19 protein-coding genes are annotated in these 17,571 nt (G+C 59.6%); 5 read left to right on the top strand and 14 right to left on the bottom strand.

Features of this window, described 5'->3' with window-relative positions; genetic code table 11:
• Positions 1–24 precede the first annotated feature (24 nt).
• The 5 genes from CVS29_RS07910 to CVS29_RS07890 form a co-directional block, all read right to left on the bottom strand.
• Positions 25–1,140 carry a glycerate kinase gene (locus tag CVS29_RS07910; protein WP_110105793.1) on the bottom strand — a complete coding sequence of 372 codons (1,116 nt, stop codon included), beginning with the start codon at positions 1,138–1,140 and terminating at the stop codon, positions 25–27.
• 38 nt (positions 1,141–1,178) lie between these two features.
• Positions 1,179–1,961, bottom strand: a complete 783-nt coding sequence (locus CVS29_RS07905) for a glycerophosphodiester phosphodiesterase family protein (RefSeq protein ID WP_110105792.1) — start codon at positions 1,959–1,961, stop codon at positions 1,179–1,181.
• Positions 1,962–1,992: 31 nt separating this feature from the next.
• Positions 1,993–2,796 carry an HAD-IIB family hydrolase gene (locus CVS29_RS07900; protein ID WP_110105791.1) on the bottom strand — a complete coding sequence of 268 codons (804 nt, stop codon included), beginning with the start codon at positions 2,794–2,796 and terminating at the stop codon, positions 1,993–1,995.
• 78 nt (positions 2,797–2,874) lie between these two features.
• Positions 2,875–3,405: a YbhB/YbcL family Raf kinase inhibitor-like protein gene (locus CVS29_RS07895; RefSeq protein ID WP_110105790.1), complete on the bottom strand. Its 531-nt coding sequence runs from the start codon at positions 3,403–3,405 to the stop codon at positions 2,875–2,877.
• Positions 3,406–3,429: 24 nt separating this feature from the next.
• Positions 3,430–4,380 (bottom strand): carbohydrate kinase family protein, encoded by a 951-nt coding sequence (locus tag CVS29_RS07890; RefSeq protein ID WP_110105789.1) that lies wholly within the window; start codon positions 4,378–4,380, stop codon positions 3,430–3,432.
• 136 nt (positions 4,381–4,516) lie between these two features.
• On the opposite strand from CVS29_RS07890, the gene CVS29_RS07885 reads away from it, so the two are divergent.
• Positions 4,517–5,620, top strand: a complete 1,104-nt coding sequence (locus tag CVS29_RS07885) for a GTP pyrophosphokinase (protein WP_110105788.1) — start codon at positions 4,517–4,519, stop codon at positions 5,618–5,620.
• A gap of 69 nt (positions 5,621–5,689) precedes the next feature.
• Here the strand turns inward: CVS29_RS07885 and CVS29_RS07880 are convergent, their stop codons facing one another.
• From CVS29_RS07880 to CVS29_RS07865, 4 genes are all read right to left on the bottom strand, one after another.
• Positions 5,690–5,929: a hypothetical protein gene (locus tag CVS29_RS07880; RefSeq protein ID WP_110105787.1), complete on the bottom strand. Its 240-nt coding sequence runs from the start codon at positions 5,927–5,929 to the stop codon at positions 5,690–5,692.
• A gap of 187 nt (positions 5,930–6,116) precedes the next feature.
• On the bottom strand, positions 6,117–6,785 hold the full coding sequence (locus tag CVS29_RS07875; RefSeq protein WP_110105786.1) for a response regulator: 669 nt from the start codon (positions 6,783–6,785) through the stop codon (positions 6,117–6,119).
• 407 nt (positions 6,786–7,192) lie between these two features.
• Complete coding sequence (locus tag CVS29_RS07870) at positions 7,193–8,347, bottom strand: sensor histidine kinase (RefSeq protein WP_146213020.1); 1,155 nt, start codon at positions 8,345–8,347, stop codon at positions 7,193–7,195.
• Positions 8,348–8,559: 212 nt separating this feature from the next.
• A complete protein-coding gene (locus tag CVS29_RS07865) occupies positions 8,560–9,579 on the bottom strand; it encodes a proline racemase family protein (RefSeq protein ID WP_245932116.1) in 1,020 nt (339 codons plus the stop codon).
• A 282-nt stretch (positions 9,580–9,861) separates the two neighbouring features.
• Between CVS29_RS07865 and CVS29_RS07860 the strand changes: the two genes are divergently transcribed.
• Entirely contained in the window at positions 9,862–10,125 is a 264-nt protein-coding gene (locus CVS29_RS07860; RefSeq protein WP_146212954.1) for a hypothetical protein, read from the top strand.
• 206 nt (positions 10,126–10,331) lie between these two features.
• On the opposite strand, the gene CVS29_RS07855 is transcribed toward CVS29_RS07860, so the two are convergent.
• Positions 10,332–11,129, bottom strand: a complete 798-nt coding sequence (locus CVS29_RS07855) for a substrate-binding domain-containing protein (RefSeq protein WP_110105783.1) — start codon at positions 11,127–11,129, stop codon at positions 10,332–10,334.
• Between the two features lie 90 nt (positions 11,130–11,219).
• Here CVS29_RS07855 and CVS29_RS07850 point away from each other — a divergent pair, with 90 nt between their 5' ends.
• Positions 11,220–11,582, top strand: coding sequence for a DUF5997 family protein (locus CVS29_RS07850; RefSeq protein WP_110105939.1), 363 nt, complete (start codon positions 11,220–11,222; stop codon positions 11,580–11,582).
• Positions 11,583–11,679: 97 nt separating this feature from the next.
• Here CVS29_RS07850 and CVS29_RS07845 read toward each other — a convergent pair whose 3' ends face one another.
• From CVS29_RS07845 to CVS29_RS07835, 3 genes are all read right to left on the bottom strand, one after another.
• Positions 11,680–13,212, bottom strand: a complete 1,533-nt coding sequence (locus CVS29_RS07845) for an APC family permease (RefSeq protein WP_110105782.1) — start codon at positions 13,210–13,212, stop codon at positions 11,680–11,682.
• Positions 13,209–14,168, bottom strand: a complete 960-nt coding sequence (locus CVS29_RS07840) for a universal stress protein (RefSeq protein WP_110105781.1) — start codon at positions 14,166–14,168, stop codon at positions 13,209–13,211. Before CVS29_RS07840 ends, CVS29_RS07845 begins: the two co-directional genes overlap by 4 nt.
• Positions 14,169–14,242: 74 nt before the next feature.
• Complete coding sequence (locus CVS29_RS07835) at positions 14,243–15,622, bottom strand: flavin monoamine oxidase family protein (RefSeq protein ID WP_110105780.1); 1,380 nt, start codon at positions 15,620–15,622, stop codon at positions 14,243–14,245.
• A gap of 146 nt (positions 15,623–15,768) precedes the next feature.
• Between CVS29_RS07835 and CVS29_RS07830 the strand changes: the two genes are divergently transcribed.
• Complete coding sequence (locus CVS29_RS07830; protein WP_110105938.1) at positions 15,769–16,455, top strand: TetR/AcrR family transcriptional regulator; 687 nt, start codon at positions 15,769–15,771, stop codon at positions 16,453–16,455.
• Positions 16,456–16,483: 28 nt separating this feature from the next.
• Here the strand turns inward: CVS29_RS07830 and CVS29_RS07825 are convergent, their stop codons facing one another.
• Positions 16,484–16,894, bottom strand: a complete 411-nt coding sequence (locus tag CVS29_RS07825; RefSeq protein ID WP_110105779.1) for a hypothetical protein — start codon at positions 16,892–16,894, stop codon at positions 16,484–16,486.
• Positions 16,895–17,050: 156 nt separating this feature from the next.
• Here CVS29_RS07825 and CVS29_RS07820 point away from each other — a divergent pair, with 156 nt between their 5' ends.
• Positions 17,051–17,473 carry a hypothetical protein gene (locus CVS29_RS07820; RefSeq protein WP_110105778.1) on the top strand — a complete coding sequence of 141 codons (423 nt, stop codon included), beginning with the start codon at positions 17,051–17,053 and terminating at the stop codon, positions 17,471–17,473.
• The last annotated feature ends 98 nt before the right edge of the window (positions 17,474–17,571 follow it).

Genomic DNA, 17,571 nt, shown 5'->3' with positions numbered 1-17,571 from the left:
CACCTTATTCTCAACGCTGGGTTTTTAGATGCCGTTGAGCGCTTCGGAGGTGGCACGCGTGGTGTACCGGGCAGCTTCCGCCAGTGCCGCTTCCGGGGACCCGGCAACATCCGTTGCGCTGACCGCTGCAACCACCCCGTGCTTGGCCAATTGCTCGAACGTCACGGTGATGCGTCCGGCCACCACCACCACGGGAATGCCCCTCGCGTGGGCGGCGTCAGCCACGCCCAGGGGCCCCTTCCCTGATAACGACTGCTCATCCAGGGAGCCTTCGCCCGTGATGACTAGATCGGCTTCATCCAGGGCTTTTTCAAGTTCGATCAGGTCAGCGACAAGGTCAAATCCGCGCTCCACCAGGGCGCCGGCGTAGGCGATGAACGTTGACGGGAAACCGCCCGCTGCTCCCGCTCCGGGTGTGTCAATATCAACGCCTGTGGCTTCCCTGACCACCGAGGCCAGGTTGCGCAGCCCGGCATCCAAAAGTTCCACGGCGTCCGGGTCCGCTCCCTTCTGAGGGCCAAAAATGTGTGCGGCACCGTTGAGGCCGTAGAGCGGATTGTCCACATCCACAGCCATCCGCACCTTCACGTCCGCCAGCCGGGGATCCAAGCCGCTGGCATCAAGCGCCACCACGTCAAGCAGTGAGCCTCCGCCCAGCGGTACCAGGTTCCCTTGGCCATCTAGGAGTTTCAGGCCCAGCGCACGCAGGGCGCCCGTACCGGCGTCGGTCATGGCGGAACCACCCAAACCAATAATGATTTCCGTGGCACCGGCATCCAGTGCCGCGGCAATCAACTGTCCGCAGCCATAAGAGTGAGCGCGCAGGGAGTTTTCCACTGTGGGCTCGCTCAGCAGGTATCCACTGGCCTGCGCCGTTTCAATGACGGCCACCTTGCTGTCTTCGTGAAAACCCCAGACGGCACCAACGGGCTTGATGATGGGCCCCACCACGGCGTTCAGGCGCTCTGAAAAACCAGCAGCAACAGCAGCCTCCACTGTCCCTTCGCCGCCATCGGCTATGGGCAAGGCGGTGACTACTGCGTCGGGGTAGACCCGCAGCGCACCTTCAGCCATGGCTGCAGCGGCTTCCGGACCTGTGAGGGTCCCCTTGAACTTGTCCGGGGCAATGAGGATTCGCATGTCTCCATCCTCCCACCCGTCTCTAACATGGCCGAACGTTACGCCCAATAGCCCCTGCGGCGCATGACGGCGGCTAAAAGGTCTGCCCTGTCCGTCATAATGCCGTCCACACCCATGTCAAAAAGCTGTTCCATCTCTGCCGGATCATTAATGGTCCAGACATGAACTTTCAGGCCCAGCGCGTGCGCCCGGCGCACCCCAGACTCCGTAACAAGCGGTACACGGCCGTAGTGCGTAGGGATCTGCAAAACGTCCACATCACGCATTAATTTCCGAATAACCGGTGCCGGCAGCCACCATGAGAGAAGAAAATATGCCACGAGAAGACGTTGTCCGGGTGAGCTGGCCACGGGTTGACTCAACCCGGCCAACACCGAACGGCGCCGCTTGTCGGAGAAGGAAGCCACGCAAACCCTATGGTGCAGCCCGTGCTTTTCAATGGCCGCAATCAACGGGCCCACGGAGCCGGCATCCTTGACGTCAATGTTGAATCTGGCCTCCGGCAGTGCCGTAACAAATTCCTCCAGCGTGGCGATGACTTCCCTGCCCGCAATGCGCGCCTTGCGCACCTCGGCATACGGTAGCTCGGCAATGGTGCCATGACCATCGGTGGTGCGCTCCAGCGTTGCATCATGAAACACCATGGCAACACCGTCTGCCGTGGTGTTGATGTCAGTTTCAACGTAGTCAAAGCCTAAATCGAGAGCCTCTTTGAAGGCCGTTAAGGAATTCTCCAGACCATCCCGGGAGTAGCCTCGATGCGCAATGGCCAACCGCGCAGCGGAGAGTAAAAATGGTTTCGGAGGTTTACTCTTAGCCATCGGCTTCAGTCCCCGGCCCGTTCCCGCGCACTCATGCCAGCCTAAGCGCGGCCAGACGGGACTCGATGACCTGAGCTACGCCGTCGAGCTCAAAACGTGGCGCCTGCAACGCTGCGGCCGCGAGCGCATCCGGATGTCCACTGGCCATGGCGTACCCGGCCCCTGCCCAGGACAACATTTCAATGTCATTGGGCATGTCACCGAAAGCCACAACGTCAGCGGCATCGATCCCCCGGGCTGCTGCGTACTGGGCCAAGGTGACGGCCTTGTTGACACCCAACGGGCCCATTTCAAGCAGGGCCATATCGGGTGCCGAATGGGTGACGGTCATCAGGGAGGCCACGCCGGGGCGGACCAGGTTCAGGAACTCGTCGGCATTGCCGCTGTGGAGAATGGCGAGCATCTTGATGATGCCACCATCGGCCATGCCCGGGGTGAGCGCACCGGGCACCAAGCCTGCGCCGGCGGTCCGGTTGCCAAAGAAGCCGTCTTCCACGTGAAAGCCTGTGAGTGATTCCAGTGCAAAGTACGGTTCGGGCGCCAGTTCTGTGACGATGGCGCGTACCTGCGCCACGGTGTCCCAGTCCAGGACGTGCGACGCCGTCACTTCTTCCGTGGCGAGATCGTAACTGACGGCGCCGTTGGAGCAGATGACTGTGCCGGTGTGGCCGATCTGTTCCCGGATGGGGTCGAGCCAGCGGGGCGGACGTCCTGTCACAAACACAATGTCAACGCCCGCTGCGGCAGCGCCGGCAAAGGCCTCCACGGTGCGCTGGCTGATCAAACCGTCGTGGCCCAGAATGGTTCCGTCTATATCGCTGGCAATTAAACGCATACTCAAGGCTATCCAACTTCTGCCAAAGTCCCACTTGTCCGGGCCGCACTACGGCTACGGCTATGGCCCACCCAGTAGTTACAGTTCAAAAAGTCCCGTGAGCCGGGCACGGGCCAGCGTATGGAAATGCAGGTTGAAGCCCAGGGTAGCGGCAGTGGTATCTGGGGAAAGCTCCAACGTCTGCACATCCACAGCATGCACCACCACCATGTACCGGTGCGCCCCATGCCCTGCAGGAGGTGCCGAGCCCATGTAACCGGGGAACCCGGCGTCGTTCTTCAGGCACAGGGCTCCGGCGGGCAGCTGCGGCGATCCGGGTGTCCCGGCACCTTGCGCCAGCGAGGTGGTGGAAACTGGGAGGTCCGCCACTGCCCAATGCCAATACCCGCTCGCGGTGGGCGCGTCGGGATCAAACATGGTCACAACAAAACTGCGTGTTTCTGCCGGGAACCCGCTCCAGGACAGCGCCGGTGAAAGATCCAAACCGTCCGGATGCGCGCCGGCATGGACTTGCGCGGGGGCAAAAACGCTCCCGTCGGTGAAGGAATCACTGCGCACCTCAAAGCTCGGCACGGGGGTCAAAAATGCGTATGGATCGTAGTCAAACATGGTTACCTCTCTAGTTACTCCTGCTTAATTCTGCAGTTCGGTGCGGTGTGGCGGGTTGGCTCCCGCACGGGAAACGGTGATTGCTGCTGCACGGGCAGCATAATCAATGATGTCAGCCAGGACTCCGCTACTGATGGCTCGAAGTTCGGCTCGACGCTGGGCGCCGTCCAATTCCCTGTCCACGAGGCCAGAGAGCAGTGCCGCCATAAACGAATCCCCCGCCCCCACCGTATCCACAACCTCTACGGAGGGCACTTGGCAGGCTACTTCACCGGCTGCGCACACTGCCCACGGCCCGTCTGCACCCTGTGTGAGAACCACGACGGCGGGACCTTCCGCACCGCCGTGAGCCAGCCATTTACGGGCCGATTCCTTAGGGTCAACGCCGGGGTATAGCCAGGCGAGGTCCTCATCAGAGGCCTTGATGACGTCAGCTAGCTGGACAAATTTTTTCACCTGGCTGCGGGCATGGGCCACATCCGCAATGATGCTGGGGCGGCAGTTGGGATCGTAGGAGATGGTTGCGTGAGGATGGGCGCTGATGACGGCAGCCAGGACGTGGTCCTCGCCGGGGGCCAGCATGGTGGCAATGGAGCCAGTGTGCAGCAAGGTGGTCCCGTTCAGCATGAAGCTCCCAACGCTTTCGCCCGAACCCCCGGAGCTTGCCAGGGCAGGCAGCGTCCAGTCCAGCGCAAATTCGTAACTGGCGGCGCCGTTGGCATCCAATACCGCCCGAGCCACGGAGGTGGGCAGCTGATCGGGAAGCAAAGGCACCAGGACGTCATTGCTTTTCAAGTGGCCGGCCACCATGTCACCGTAGGCGTCCTGGCCCATGCGGCCAAGGAACTGGACGGGGTGCCCCAGCCGTGCCAGCCCAACAGCCACGTTCATGGGGCTGCCACCCACATGCGGAACAGCCCCATGTCCGGCGTGCACAACTTCATCGATCAAGGCTTCACCAATAACAGTCAACATGGCACAAGACTACGGTGCCAGCTGTGTTGGCGCTCTCATCGCAGCAGGCTGCCTAGCGACCAACTGGACTCAATTTTTCTCTGACACGCGGCATCGCTGTTCGCCCGTGCACCGCAATGCCGATTAAGCTCGGATCATGAGTAGCAATTGGGAACGTCTCGATGATTCACTGCGCCCGGCCGTGCGCGCCTCGGTGGCAGACTTCGAACGGACCAGGCCGGCACTAATGGACGTCACCGCTGAGCTGGAATCTCTCATCCGCGAAGTTCTTTCAGAAGCCGAGGACAAGCCGCTCTTTGTCACGAGCCGCACAAAAACAGTTGAATCGTTTAGGGAGAAGGCTTCCCGGATGGTGCCCGAACCCGATGCCGCCCCCACCTTGCAGTTCCCTGACCCGTTGCGCAACCTGACCGATATGGTGGGCGTGCGTGTCATCACCACCTTGCCGGGCGAGAACGCGCAGGCCGCCAACCTGATCAAGCGCCAGCGCAGTATTTTTGACTGCCGTGGCGATACCGAAAAGGATATTGGTTCTATTGAGTCGGGAACGTATGGCTACTCCAGCCGTCACCTGATCCTGCGCACCATTCAAAATGATGTGGTGCGGGCTTATCAGTCACTCCTGGATCCAGAGACAAAGCCCAGCGGCAGTTACTTTTTTGAATGCCAAATCCGCACCATCTTCGCGCATGCGTGGAGCGAGATTGAGCATGATATTCGCTTCAAGTCCCAGGATCCACGCGCGTGGAGCCCGTACTTTGACCGCCAGTTCACGGCTACGGCAGCCATGTTGGAGACCGTGGAGTCCGCGTTCTCGGAGCTTCATGACCGGTATGAAACAGTCACTAGTTACTGGGATACGGACGGTGAGGGCAATGTTTCACTGACCCCCAACCGGATCAAGGCTGTCTGGCAAACCTTGCTGCCGCATGTTGATAGGAAGTCCGACGATGATTGGGGCTGGGCTGCCGAGCTGGTAGCCGCGCACGGGTTGGGTAAGACAGTGGACTTGGCCGCGCTCTTACAGCCGGAGATTATTTCCAATGTTCGCAAGGCGCTGGATCACAGGTACTCCCCCGGGCCAGACCGTCTCTTGGACGATTTGCTGCTGTGGCAGTTCGGGGAGAGTCACATCGATTTGACAGCGGAAGAACCCGGAACGGAGCAAACCCCGCGCCGGGACAGCCTGATCCGCCGTCACCAGCAGATGCGCCGCTACCGTAAAGCCCAGGGTTTCTAAAGCAGAGAGCGTCATCGGGTTCACCCGATGACGCTCTCACTGCTATCAATCTGGATTGTATCGCTGCTTCTAGCAGAGGCGGAGGAAAAAGATGTTGCAGGGGATGAAGAACATGCCATAAGTGCTTACAGCCCCGCTAGAAATGGGATTGCCCGCATTCGAGCCTCCAGTAACGTTGGTGGACTGCGTCGACGTGATGGGGGCTTGAGTATCAGGGCCGCTAGCCTGGGCAGCTGAAAGCCCCGGCGCCATGATGAGTCCTGCGGTGAGCACTGCAGCGATGCCTACGGAGGTAAAGGGGGATTTCATGGGTGTTCCTTTCAATGGCGGGCCTGTAGCACCAGAGGCCACAGTTCTCTCAGCTTAGGTCCACAGCTTCCGCCCGGATACGGACAGCACACCCTTTAAGCCTGTCCTTTTGGATAGTCTTTAAAGAACGCTGCTGTAAGACCCCTTTTGGGGCCTTAAATGAGTGCTTTTGAGCAATAAGAGCTCTCTAGCTGACCAATCCGGAACGCAACGCTGTTACCACCAGTTGCAGGCGGTCTCGCGTGGAAAACTTCCTGCCTAATCGAACTAGATGGTATTTCACGGTCGATTCAGAGAGGTAAAGCTCAGCGGCAATCTCACTGTTGCTGCGGCCATCGCACAGCAATTTGAGTACTTCTTCTTCCCGCTCCGTCAGCTCAATGTTTTGGTCTCCCCGGGTCACCGGACGGCTGCCTCGGAGATCTTCAATAAGTAAGTGCGCAACGGCAGGGTCAATAGGGCAATCCCCCGCGTGTACATCCCTCACGGCTGCCACGATTCTTTCGGGTTCCGCGTCCTTGACCACGTAGCCGCCCGCACCTGCCAGCAGTGCCGCTTTAAGATGGATGTCGGAGATGTGGCCAGTGACCACAAGAATGCCTATCTCCTGATTTTGAGCCACAATGTGGCGAATGGCGGTGACACCGTCCATGACTGGCATCTGCAAATCAATTAGCATGACGTCGGGGCGGTGCTCCCGAGCCAGACGAATGGCATCTTCGCCGTTCTCCCCCTCAGCAACAACCACAAGGTCCTTGGTCTGGGATAGGTATGTTCGCAGGGCTCCCCGCACAAATTTTTCGTCGTCAACAATGACTATCTCAATCGTCTGGACTTCATCAACCGGCACACTCATGGTGTCAGTCTACGTAGCTCTGGCACTAGGGGAAATCATCCAGCCCGTCTCTAGCTACCTTCTAGCGCGTGGGAAGGGTGGTGGAATCTGTGGGCCAGATACCTGCCGGCATCAACTTTGCTGGCGCTACGGCGCTTGTGCGTGTTGAGAAAATGTGTGCGTTCATGATGATCTCCAAACGTGCGGGTTGGACGTGCTCTGGCTAGGTCCCTAATTAGCTGGGATAAACTGCCGCCCAATACATTTCAGGTTATGCACAGAGCACCCGCGCTTCAATGCTTTAGGGGCATGACTGTCCCCGTGGACTAGGGTTTGAAGAGCAAAAAGATCAAGATTAGCCTTATGGTCACTTTTTTCGATCGAGCCAATAAAATACCTTTTGTGGTCATCCTGACGGAGTTAGTCTGCTAGGCCAGTGTCTGGCGCCCTTTAAACGGCAAGACGGCACTGACACTCCACCAGCGTCCCTCTGCGCCTGCCTCGAGACTTCCGCCCAGCCGCGAAGTCCGTTCACGCAGCCCCGCCAAGCCGGTTCCGGAAGCAGGTAAGCGCGGCGTCCCTGCTGTCATGCGGCTGCGGATCACTACCTTCAAGCTGTCCTCTCCCACATTCAAGGAGATCTCACAGTGCGCACCCTTGCCCGAATGCTTGAGCACGTTGGTGGCGCTCTCTTGAAGAATTCGCAGGACTGTGGGACGCAGACCGTTGGGGATCCGCTCTAGATCTCCTGAGGTTGTCACCCGGGTGGGACGTCCCAGACCGCTGAGCCGCTTCTGTGAGTCGTTAAGACTAAGCCCCAAGTCAATACAAGCAACACTGGGCTTTATTCCAACATTATTCTCGGAGGAATTCTGGTTAGGGCGCTCGTCGATGCGAATGGTCACAAGTAGCCGGCGTAGATCATCTAGAGAACTGCGGGCCATGGACCCAATTTCATCGAGGGCCTCCTGCTTCGCCTGGCTTTCATGGGAAAACTTGCCAAGGTTGGCTTGCACAGCGATCATGGTGAGCCCATGAGTGACAACATCATGAAGCTCGCGCGCTAGTTCGCTGCGTTCTTCCAAGGCAGCACTGACAGCCTTCTCATCAGCTGCCATTTGGGTGCGCTCAACCTGGATAGCCCGCTCCCGCAACACTTTGATAGCTAATCCCGGTGTCATCACGAAGAGGGTGACCGGCACATAGGCCCACAGCTGCACAGTTCCCAAATCCGAGACAAAAGACGCCCAGAGAAACTGCCACACCAAGAAACTACCCGCCATCACTGCAAGGGAGCGCGCGGAAACCCTGTACGCCGCTACAGCTAGCGTGCCGAAGGCCAACAGGAGGGGCCCACCCAACTCTGTTTGTGGCAGCATGGTGGCAAGTTGGAGAACAAACAACGCAGCGACTAACCGTGGCCGGAAAGCCATTGACATCCACACTAACCAGTAGGCGAACGTGCAGGCGATCACCAGCCACTGGGCCTGTGATCCCTTATCGGAGAAGAAAAATAGCCGTACATCGTCAAAGGCCGAGACAGTGGCGAAAACAGCAAAGACGAAAGCAATCCACAGCGGCATGGGCGAGCTTCCCGCCCGCAGCACATCAGAAAATTTCAGATTCCGCCGGATTGCAGACGCTTGTTGCGCGTGGTCCAAAGAAGGACTTTTGTGTTCAATCACAGGCTTATCGTCCCAGCTTTTGCGCCAATCCACGAGCCCACCCCCACGCTGTAACGAAGCCGGCTCAAACAGCCGGGCCAACCAGTCCACTCAAACAGCCGGGCCCCGGGTTACCGCAAGACAAACCCCAGTCCCAGCTCATCGTCGGCATCGAGAGAAAATTTTCCTTCGCCTACGGGGAAAGAGCGGCCGCTAACCTCCACCACGAGCCCTCCGTCCGGTCCGCTGAGCCGATCCACCACGCGTGCGGCAAAGCGCGAGTCAATGATGGAATAGCTCTCCAACGTCTCGCCCTCGGCCAACTCTCCTGAATCGCTGAGCAACGCCACACGTGCCGCCGTGCCCGATCCGCTGGGCGAGCGCGCCACCTGACCGTCAGCAAAAACGCTCACATTGCGTTGTTTCAAAGCATCTCCGGGCGCCTTCACCGGTTCATGAAGAATGGTCCCGAAAACACCGTCCATCCCTGTTTCAAAGGGGCCGAAACTGGCTGGCTGCCTTTCAAGTCCGGCCACTATTTGATGTCCCGCAGCAACCACTCTTGCCAAGTTCGACGGCGTCACCTCCAGACCCACTGCTGCTGCCGGCAGCGATGCGTACAGTGCCCCGCTCCAGGCCAAGTCCACACGCAGCCGCCCAAAATCCGTGGTCTGGACTTCAACGTCCCTGGCCACCACAAAGGAAGGCACGTTCCTAAATGCCACCTCATGAACTTTCCCCTCAAGCATGCTCACCCTTGCCGTGACGCGACCCGAAGGAATATCAATCACAACGTCAGTGTCGCCGTCGTCCGGGGCGCGGACAAGGCCGCTGCGCACGGCCCAGGTTCCTAACGCCATGGTGCCGTGGCCGCAGACCGTGGAGAATCCCTCACGGTGCCAGAAGAGGGCTCCGAAGTGTGCGCCCGGATCGTTGGGCGGCACCACAAACCCGCCGTACATATCGCCATGCCCGCGGGGCTCGTTCACCAGCAACTTGCGGATCTTATCCGCATCACCGGAGATGGCATATTCACGCCGTTCTTGCACCGTACTGCCCTCAATTAAGAAGGGCAAGGTAGGAACAATCCGGAAGGGTTCACCGGCTGTGTGATAGTCAAAAGTTTCAATTTCCCACATTGCCGCTTTCATAGCCGTCTCTCCCTCGAGCGCAGACACCAGGCGTGGGCTCTTCCTCCGCCATTTCACGTCAATATGGCACGGCACCTTCGGCGTGTCAATGATTCGCTGGCCCGTCCCCGGCGGTCCACAGCCGGGCCACAGGGCATGGGGAGGTCTGCATGGGTAGGCCAACCCATCGACGGTGTTGATGGAGCCGGGATAGATTCTAAGTAATCGCTTCCCCGGAAACCCCCGGTAACAGCGAAGGCACAGCGGCAGAACCGCAAATTTTTCTAGCAAAGGATGTTCATCATGGCAATGATCGGTAATGATCCCCAGGACATGGCAGAACTGGTTTCCAAGTTGGCTTCAGCCATTGACCAGATCACCACGGCAATGTCCACCCTTGACGGCAAGGCTCAGTCCGTTCGCTGGGAAGGCGCCGACGCCACCCGCTTCAAGGGCACCACCTGGCCCACCTCAAAGAAGCAGCTCAATAACGTCATCAATGATCTGACCCAGGTCAAGACCTTGGTCAACAAGCAGAAGCTGCAGCAGATCGAAGCTTCACGCTAAGAAGTTTTTTTACAGCGCAACTAAGGAACCCCCGGCAAACGCTGGGGGTTCCTTAGTTTAAGACGTGATCATAAGACGGGGGAGCAGGCGGGTGGGCCCCCGCCCCGAGGGACCCGCTACGAGCTTGCGAGCAGTGGGAGGGGTTGGGTGGGCCCCCGCCCCGAGGGACCCGCTACGAGCTTGCGAGCAGTGGGAGGGGTTGGGGACTAGCGCCGACCGCGCTTTGCGGCCCGCGCCTTGCCGCCTGGCCGGCCACCGCCGCGCAGGTTGGCACCGCCGGACTTGGACTTGGCCGCATTACTGCGTGCCGGCGTCGTACCTTTTGCAGACTTGGCGCCCTTTTTCGGTGCGGCATCCTGCTTGGCTAGGACGGAGGGCTGGCGGGAGCTGTTGGCACTGCGGCCACGCACCACGCCGATGAACTCTTGGAAGATTTCCTCGTCCGCGCTGGGCGGATCGAGAAGCGGCCAGGCGAGGCCAATGCTGGTGTCCGGCACACCGTGCAGCAGCCGTGATCGTAGGGTTTTACGGCTGAAGTGGCGGCCTACGGACATGGGCAGGATCAGGATGCCGAGCCCGGCCTCCACCAGATCCAGGGCCTCTTCGAGGGAGCCCATGGCGGGCAACGGCTTGCGGGTTCCGGCGGCAATTTCGGTGGAAATATCGCGCCAGGCCGGGAAGTCATCGGGGTCAGCCAGCAGGTATTCGTCGGCCAGATCCGCAACGTCGAGCTCTTCGAAGGCGGCGATAGGGTGATCCTTAGGTGCCACCACCACGGAGAGTTCGCTGTAGATGCTCACCACGTTCAGATCGGACTTGTCCACGGGCAGGCGGACAAACGCCATGTCCGCCTCGCCGGCGCGCAAGGCATCAAGTTGATGGGATTCCGGAACCGGATTTGAGACAAGCGGCACGTCAGGCATGCGCTCCTGCCATCGGTGGATCCACTTTCCAGGGGTCACGCCCGGGATGAAGGTCACTGTAAGTTCGCGGGATTCAGACACCTGTTTACCCTAACTCACAGCTTTGCCACTAAACTACCGTCTCCGCACCGGTACCCTTGATATATGAGCATCAAACCTTCCCCCCAAGCCATGAAATCCGCCACAGCGGCCAAGAAGCTGGGCATCCACCTGCCCGCGGCTCCCGCTGAATTCCAAGAGAACGCGATCAGCCGGGAGGAATTCAAGGTTTTGCAGGACACTCCCCCGGAGTGGCTGGCCGAGCTTCGCCGCAATGGCCCGCACCCGCGCCCAGTGATTGCGCAGAAGTTGAACATCTCCATTGGTGGCCTGAACCGTTCAGAGATTACCGAGGCACTCACGACGGCGGAGATCACCGCGCTGCTGCAGGCTCCCCCGGCGTGGCTGGTTGAGGAACGCTCCGTGCACGCCAAGGCTCGCGCCGAGGCGAAGCTGGCCAAGGAGCGCGAGGAAGCCCGCCGCCCCAAGAGCTGACCGCCGGAACGTTAAAGGACGGAGCTTGCGGGAAGGGACGGCGGTCTACCGCCGTCCCTTCCCGCAAGCTCCGTCCTTTTTGGGATCCCTGCTCCGGTTACGGGTTATAGGGCTGGCTGGCCCGGCTCAGGACTTGGCCCTTGAAGAACTCGGGGCTGCGCTTGTACATGATGAACATCAGCACCACCCCCAGCAAGAGCACCCCACAGCCCAGGATGAACACCAAGCCGAGCCCGCCAATGTTGGAGCCGGAACCGTAAGCGGGATCCATGGAGTCATAGGCGGTCTTGAAGAACATGACCAGCAAGATCACGCCGCCTACTAGTGGGGCCAGGAACTTGAACACAAAATTCTTTGCACCGTGAAAAGCTTCTGCCCGGAAGTACCAGACACAGGCCAGCGCGGTGATGCCGTAGTAGAAGCAGATCATCATGCCCAAGGCCGTAATGGTGTCCCACAGAGCATTCTCGGACAGTGTCCGGGTGACGATGTAGAACGCTGCTGCAGCAATGGCGGCGACGATCGTGGCATACCCCGGGGACTTATAGGTGGGGCTGATCTTGCCAAAGCTCTTCGGTAGGGCTTGGTAGTGTCCCATTGATAGCAGCGTCCTGGCTGGGGAGACAAAGGTGGATTGCAGTGATGCGGCGGATGAGCTCAAGATGGCCAGTGACATCAAGATGGCAAAGGGTCCCATGACTGGCCCTGCCAACACAGCAAAGATGCTGTTCTGATTCTCTGGGTTTCCCGCGCCCAGACCGGTTGTTCCAATCCCGGCGAAGGACAAGGTAGCCAAAGAAACCGTCATGTAGATCAAGACAATCACCACGATCGTGACGGTGGCGGCCCGCCCTGGGGTTTTCTTCGGGTTTTTTGTCTCCTCGTTCATGGTCAAGGTCACGTCCCAGCCCCAGAAGATGAAGATGGACAAGGACACTCCCGCAGCAAATTGGGAGAAGGATTCAACCGCGAAGGGGTTGAACCAGTCGGCCGAAATGGTAGTGGCGTCAAAGGCTGTGCCATTGGCAACGTGCGCGAAGGCCGCAATCGCAAACCAGCCCAGCACCAGCAGCTGAAATGCCACCAGTATGTACTGGAAGGATTTGGTTGTTTCCATGCCCCGGTATGAGATCCAGCAGGCGCCGGCAATGAAGACCAGCGTGGTGGCAATGTTCAAGGGCAGGATGCGGGTCAGATCAGCTAGGCCCGGATTGCTGAAGATCTGCGCCAACATTAGATAAAAGAAGTCCACCGCAACGGCAGCCAGGTTAGAAAGCACAATGATGGTGGCAGCGATCAGTCCCCAGCCACCCATCCACCCCAGCCATGGACCAAAGGCGCGCGATGCCCATGTGAAGGAGGTGCCGGCGTCGGGCATGGCATTGTTCAGTTCCCGATAACCAAGGGCCACCAAGAGCATGGGGATGAAGCCTACAAGGAAGATGGCAGGTAGGTGCACCCCCACTTCCGAAACGGTGGGGCCCAGAGCCGCGGTGAGAGTATAGGCCGGAGCGATGCAGGAGATACCTATGACTACCGCGCCAATCAGACCAACCGAGCCGGCCTTGAGGCCCTTCTCGCTCAGCCCGTGATCTCCCGTGGCATTCCTTACTGTGTCCCGAGAACTCATTTGCCTGCCTCTTTTACTTCCGATGTGGGGGCAACCGATGATGGCCCCGCGGCGTCAACCACGGGAACCTGGCTGGTTTGGAGCAGATCATCCGCAGTTCCCGCATAGTCTCGGGGAACCACGATCATAGGCACAGGCAGGGCGCGCAGGATGCGGTTGGCCGTGCTGCCCAGGAATATGGACTTACCTTGTGCTAGCCGGCTGGATCCGATGATCAAGATCTCACCCTTCTTCCAATGCAGGCCATCAACGGCGTCCTCAATGGTCCGCCCGCTACCGACCACAACTTCGATGTCCAGTTTCTCCAACAAGCCCGCATCGAGCGCTGCACTGGCATCGACGAGCCCATGCAAGTGCTTGCTGGCATCCTCTACTGTGGTGCCGCCGTCATCGTTGCCAAGGGCTACGAGGGAAACGAGGCGCAGCGGCAAGCCGCGGCGCCTAGCCGTGGTGAGCCCCACCATGAGCACTTGTTCGGCACCCTCACGCGAACCAACGGCGCAGGTCAGGCGGGTAATGGGCTCAGTGCGGCTATAGCCGGCGGGAGCCAAAACCACAGGAACGGCCGATGCGTGCAGCAAGGCACTGGCCACCGAACCAACGGTGAAACGTTTGAACAGGCCTGTGCTGCTGGCGCCGATGATCAGCGCCGAAGCGTGGAGGTCTTTGGCTGCCTCGATCAAGGCGCTAGCTTCAGATTCACCCCGGACCACGTGCGCCGTGGCCACAACGTCGGAGGGGATCAAGGCCAAGCCTTCCTCCAGCCACTGACCAACCTGCTGAGCCAAAATGTTTTCGAAGCCCGCCGCGGGCGGGTAGACACCGTTGTATGGCGAATCCTCAGGCATCACCATGACAAGGTCCAAGGCGGCCCCTTGGCGGCGGGCCAAGGCAACCGCTAGGTTGACGGCATCGCCGCCACGGCCGTTGGCCGTATATCCAACTACATACCGCATAAAGGGTCCTCCTCAGGACGTCATTGTCATTGTGCTGCCGGGGATGCCGGGCGGGGCCAGCCCGCCAACGGTTGCTACGCCAGTTCTGCGATCAGCTTCGCTGCAGTGTCCTGGCCCATGCGCACAGCCCCGTCAACGTGCTGGTAGCCCTCTGCTGCGAGGTCGGAACAGGACCAGTGGATAGGCCCAACGGGTGTCAGCTGATCGGCGCCATAGCGGTGCAGACCGCCCAGATCGTAGCTGGAAGCGTAGGCGCCACGGGTCCACTCCTCCGAGCCCCAATCAGATTCGTAGTAGACCACCGGCTCGGCTGCTTCATCGCCAAGGAATTCGGCGAGGGCTGCTGTGATGGCCTTCTTGCGTTCTTCAGCGCTGAGGGTGAAGACGTAGTCAGCTTTTTCATCGGAGATGAACCCCACCAAAGTGCCGCGGGGATCCTCGTGGTTCGTGTTGTCATACACCTCCTGAACCAGGGAGGAAGCGCTGAAGCCGGTACCGGAGAGACCGTCCTTACGCCAGAACGGGGTTTCGTACACGGCGTGAACCTTGATCACGAAGCCCAGGGACTGGTGCTGGTGCATCTGGTGCTGGCGGCGCGGCAGCGGCGGGTCGAAGGAGACGCGGCTGTACAGGTTTGGCGGGACGGCCATGACTACGCGCTTGGCTCTCACGGTGGCGCCGTCGGCAATCACGGTGGCGCGGTAGCCGCCGTCGGCCTCTTCCCAGCGGATGGTGCGGGCCGGGGAGTTCAAGATAACGTCCTCACCCAAACCGGCAGCTATGGCGAGGGAGAGTCCCTGCATGCCACCAATGACCCGCTTGTCCAGGATGAAGTTGTCATCAACTAGGTTGCTGAAGGAGCCCGCCGAGGCAGCCATGAGTACGGCCTGCAGTGCGGAGAAGGCGTGGGCGGGCTTGGTGAGCATGCCGCCAGCAATGAACAGGCCAATGTTGTTGCAGGCCTCCTCATTTTCAGACTGGCTGCGCAACCAATGGTGGAAGGAGATGATGTCCAGCTCGCGTGCCGCCGGGTGCTCCCAGGGCTTGGCCGGGTCCATGGCGGCAGCGAGCGCGTCTAGGGTCTCGATGAGCTTGTTCATCGCAGCCTCGGTTTCGGCGCTGACGGGGAACATCTCACCGGTGTAGCGGGTACGGGTGCCATCCGGCGCCAGGTAAACGCTGTCGCCATCGCGGTAGCGGGGGTAGGTGTCCAGGCCGAGCTCGTCGAGTAGACCAATCAGCGCAGTCTGATCCGGGGAGACCCACTGACCGCCAATTTCCAGCCAAGCGCCGTCGATCGTGTTGGACCAGGTGCGCCCGCCCACGCGCTCCCGCGCCTCAAGAACGGCCACACTCAGGCCAGCCTTTTTCAATTCGCGTGCTGCGGTGAGCCCTGACGGTCCTGCGCCGATGATGACGACGTCGCGGTCCATGCTGATTGTCTCGGATGTCATATTTCCCTCTCCTGCGAAGCTGCTCGTGACAGGCTTCACTAAATGAATGCCGTTCATTTAGATTAGACTGTAACCGACATCACCGCCTCCCGTAAAGAGGGTGGAGTAAAAATCTTGCGCCGTTGCGCACGGAAGGGGACGTGACCTTGGGCTCAGCTGCAGGCGCACCCACCCATGCACGACGCCGGGCAGGGCGCCCACCACAGGCGGTACTCAGTTCCGCTCGCATCACCAAAGCTGCACTGAAGCTGGTTAGCGCTGACGGGTACAAGGGCCTGACCATGGCGGCGCTCGCCAAATCACTGAATGTGGCCCCCTCGGCGCTATATAACCATGTCCGCTCCAAGCAGGATGTGCTGCTGCTGGTGGAGGATCACTTGATGGGCCGGGTGGATGTCACTGCTTTTGGGGTGGAACCATGGGCGGAAGCCGTCAAAATTTGGGCGCATTCCTACCGTAATGTTTTTGCCGCGCACTTGCCGCTGATCCCTGTGATTGCACTGCTGCCGGTCACCAACGCACCCGCCACAATCACCATGTATGAGGCCGTTACGAAGGGCTTCCTTGCGGCCGGCTGGCCCTCGGATTCCATCATTGACGCCGTGGTGGCGCTGGAGTCATTCATTTATGGCTCCGCCTATGATGTCAATGCTCCAGCTGATATTTTCGACGCCGGATCCTTGGCCCCGCAGGCACCTCACTTTGCCGCCGCGGTCACCCAGCGCAGCAACCCCGGCGGTCAAAGCGATGCCAATGCCGCTTTCACTCTTGGACTCAGCGCCATGATAGCGGGATTGCTGGCAACTAGCACCAGAGTCAGTGATACGGAGTAAGTGCTACTGGGAGGATCGAAGCGCAGTCCTAGGTAAGAATTTTGCGGTAGTGCTCTGCCACGAGTGTTCCGCCGGCTTTCTGTTTCAAGGGGCCCCACCACTCAAGCTCGAACTTACCCACGGTGAATTCATAGCGCTCACCTAGAACAAAACTATCGGCTATGTCCTGCTGATTTTCAGCAGTTACTCCCCTAGCAACAGACACATCGCCACAGTCGTCAGTTTCAATAATTACCCGAAATGGAACATACCGTTTTGACCCCTCATAGAGGCTCGTGGACTTAACCGTGCATTGAACCGCTACTGGGTGGAAACTGTCGTAAATCACCAAAGCTGGTACCACGATGATCACCCAGACAAGAAAGAGGACGGGTATTGCGAGCATCAGGATCACCTTCATCCACGCCCGACGGACACCCGAGCCAGGCTTTTGCTTCATCGCGCAACCATATCTGGAGGAATCGCCGCCATCAAATCTCCGTCCTACAGCCAGTAGGGACTGAGTCTCGGCCCAGAAAGCGGACCACACTAGCCAGGGTTTGCTGGTAACCATAGGCTAAAGCTGCACGTTAACCGCAGACTTCAGGAGACAACCATGGGATTCAGCATTAGCAACGCAGCACTTCGACTCGTTTCCGGAGCGTTCATTCTCAATACCGGAATTGGCAAACTCAACCTTCCTATGGAGCAGGCTGCCGGACTACAGGAATCCGCCCAGCGAGCAATCCCGCAACTGGGCCAGCTGGCGCCTGAAAAGTTTGGCAAATATCTCAGCTACTCCGAAATCGCCCTGGGGACTGTTGTGCTGGCCCCCTTCGTCCCCACCCGGCTTGCGGGGCTGGCACTGGGCGTATTTTCTGGCGGCCTAGTGGCCACCTATTTGAAGGCACCGGGGATGACCCACCCCGGCAGTATTCGCCCCACACCCGCAGGCACCGCCATGGCCAAAGACTTCTGGCTCGCCGGAATTGCCGTTGCCCTCATCTTCCACCGCAAGAAGCGCACGCAGGAAAGCTGACAGGGGCTCCGCCGTCGTACCAGAAATGTGCCACAAAGTCAGACACAACATCTAGTCAGAGTCGGTGCAAAGTGGCACGCTGGAAAGAGGCCGCCCTG

The organism is Arthrobacter psychrochitiniphilus, from assembly GCF_003185915.1.
In the GTDB taxonomy this organism is placed as follows: Bacteria; Actinomycetota; Actinomycetes; order Actinomycetales; family Micrococcaceae; genus Specibacter; species Specibacter psychrochitiniphilus.
Note: the sequence above shows the minus strand (reverse complement) of the source record. Positions and strands in the feature narration are given on the sequence as shown.